The organism is Luteimonas panaciterrae, from assembly GCF_020511115.1.
GTDB lineage: Bacteria > Pseudomonadota > Gammaproteobacteria > Xanthomonadales > Xanthomonadaceae > Luteimonas > Luteimonas panaciterrae.
The window spans coordinates 1-1,521 of sequence record NZ_JAJAVH010000047.1 but is presented as its reverse complement, the minus strand read 5'-3'; the positions used below and the strand labels follow the sequence as shown (position 1 = coordinate 1,521).

Below are 1,521 nucleotides of genomic sequence, written 5' to 3'. Positions count from 1 at the left end.
ACGTACACGGTCGTGTACCAGATCTGTGAACAGCTGAACCCGACCAACTGCGATACGGCCAACGTGACGGTGACCGTCTCGGCGGCCCCGATCGATGCGGTGGACGATAGTGGCTCGGCGAACGGTGCTTCGGGCGGCGTGGCCGTGCCGAACGTGTTGACCAACGACACCTTGAATGGTGCACCGGCCACACTGAGCAATGTCACGCTGACGCAGACCTCGACGACCAACCCGAACGTCACGCTGGACCCGGCGACGGGTGCGGTGAACGTGTTGACCAACGACACCTTGAAGGGTGCACCGGCCACACTGAGCAAAGTCACGCTGACGCAGACCTCGACGACGAACCCGAACGTCACGCTGGACCCGGCGACGGGTGCGGTGAACGTGTTGACCAACGACACCTTGAAGGGTGCACCGGCCACACTGAGCAAAGTCACGCTGACGCAGACCTCGACGACGAACCCGAACGTCACGCTGGACCCGGCGACGGGTGCGGTGAACGTGGCGCCGGGTACCCCGGCGGGTACGTACACGGTCGTGTACCAGATCTGTGAACAGCTGCACCCGCCCAACTGCGATACGGCCAACGTGACGGTGACCGTCTCGGCGGCCCCGATCGATGCCGTGGATGACAGCGGCTCGGCGAACGGTGCTTCGGGCGGCGTGGCCGTGCCGAACGTGTTGACCAACGACACCTTGAACGGTGCGCCGGCCACACTGAGCAACGTCACGCTGACGCAGACCTCGACGACGAACCCGAACGTCACGCTGGACCCGGCGACGGGCGCGGTGACCGTGGCGCCGGGCACGCCGGCGGGCACGTACACGGTCGTGTACCAGATCTGTGAACAGCTGCACCCGCCCAACTGCGATACGGCCAACGTGACGGTGACCGTCTCGGCGGCCCCGATCGATGCCGTGGATGAGAGCGGCTCGGCGAACGGTGCTTCGGGCGGCGTGGCCGTGCCGAACGTGTTGACCAACGACACCTTGAACGGTGCGCCGGCCACACTGAGCAACGTCACGCTGACGCAGACCTCGACGACGAACCCGAACGACACGCAGGACCCGGCGACGGGCGCGGTGACCGTGGCGCCGGGCACGCCGGCGGGCACGTACACGGTCGTGTACCAGATCTGAGAACAGCTGAACCCGACCAACTGCGACACGGCCCACGTGACGGTGACCGTCTCGGCGGCCCCGATCGATGCCGTGGATGAGAGCGGCTCGGCGAACGGTGCTTCGGGCGGCGTGGCCGTGCCGAACGTGTTGACCAACTGCGACACGGCCCACGTGACGGTGACCGTCTCGGCGGCCCCGATCGATGCCGTGGATGAGAGCGGCTCGGCGAACGGTGCTTCGGGCGGCGTGGCCGTGCCGAACGTGTTGACCAACTGCGACACGGCCCACGTGACGGTGACCGTCTCGGCCGCCCCGATCGATGCGGTCGATGACAGTGGTTCGGCGAACGGTGCCTCGGGCGGAACTGCCGTGCCGAACGTGCTGACCAACGACACC

2 protein-coding genes are annotated in these 1,521 nt (G+C 66.9%); both read left to right on the top strand.

Annotated elements, in window-relative coordinates; all coding sequences use genetic code 11:
* A partial coding sequence (locus tag LG367_RS18165; RefSeq protein WP_226470675.1) for a hypothetical protein occupies positions 1-1,143 on the top strand: 1,143 nt, incomplete at its 5' end.
* Positions 1,144-1,179: 36 nt separating this feature from the next.
* Positions 1,180-1,521 (top strand): hypothetical protein (locus LG367_RS18160; RefSeq protein ID WP_226470674.1); only part of this gene is annotated, 342 nt, incomplete at its 3' end.